Here is a 1,164-nt window from a genome sequence, read left to right as displayed (position 1 = left end):
CCAACCGTGCGGCCGCCTTCACGGATGGCGAAGCGCAGCTTCTCCTCCATGGCGATCGGCGAGATGAGCGTCACCTCGACCGTGATGTTGTCGCCCGGCATCACCATCTCGGTGCCCTCGGGAAGCGTCACCACGCCCGTCACGTCCGTCGTACGGAAATAGAACTGCGGACGGTAGTTGCCGAAGAACGGCGTGTGACGGCCACCCTCTTCCTTGGTCAGGATGTAGGCCTCGGCCATGAACTTGGTGTGCGGCTTCACCGAACCCGGCTTGCACAGCACCTGGCCGCGCTCGACGTCCTCGCGCTTCGTGCCGCGCAGCAGCGCGCCGATATTGTCGCCCGCCTGGCCCTGGTCGAGCAGCTTGCGGAACATCTCGACGCCGGTAACCGTCGTCTTGATGGTCGGACGAAGACCGATGATCTCGACTTCCTCGCCAACCTTGACGATGCCGCGCTCCACGCGACCGGTCACGACCGTGCCGCGGCCGGAGATCGAGAACACGTCCTCGACCGGCATCAGGAAGGGCTGGTCGACCGGACGGTCCGGCTGCGGAATGTAGGCGTCGACCTCGGCCATCAGCTTCAGGATGGCGTCATGGCCGGTCTCCTTGTTGGAGTCCTCCAGAGCCGCCAGAGCCGAACCCTTGACGATCGGAATGTCGTCGCCCGGGAAATCGTACTTCGACAAGAGCTCGCGAACCTCGAGCTCGACGAGGTCCAGAAGCTCCGGATCGTCAACCTGGTCCACCTTGTTCAGGAACACCACCAGCGCCGGAACGCCGACCTGGCGGGCCAGAAGGATGTGCTCGCGGGTCTGCGGCATCGGGCCGTCGGCCGCCGACACCACCAGGATCGCGCCGTCCATCTGCGCCGCGCCCGTGATCATGTTCTTCACGTAGTCGGCATGCCCGGGGCAGTCGACATGCGCATAATGGCGGTTCGTGGTCTCGTACTCGACGTGAGCCGTCGAGATCGTGATGCCGCGCGCCTTCTCCTCGGGAGCCTTGTCGATCTGGTCATACGCCGTGAACGTCGCGCCGCCAGACTCAGCAAGGATCTTCGTGATCGCAGCCGTCAATGACGTCTTGCCATGGTCAACGTGACCAATCGTTCCAATGTTGCAGTGCGGCTTGTTCCGCGAAAACTTCTCTTTGGCCATGGCG

Annotated in this window: 1 protein-coding gene; it reads right to left on the bottom strand. The window is 63.7% G+C overall.

The genetic code is table 11. The features are described from left to right. A partial coding sequence (gene tuf, locus SCD90_RS16540; protein WP_319845815.1) for an elongation factor Tu occupies positions 1–1,160 on the bottom strand: 1,160 nt, incomplete at its 3' end. Positions 1,161–1,164: the final 4 nt, after the last annotated feature.

It is taken from the genome of Terrihabitans rhizophilus (assembly GCF_033898525.1).
GTDB classification, from domain to species: Bacteria; Pseudomonadota; Alphaproteobacteria; order Rhizobiales; family Methylopilaceae; genus Flaviflagellibacter; species Flaviflagellibacter rhizophilus.
This window is presented reverse-complemented; position numbering and strand designations above follow the sequence as displayed.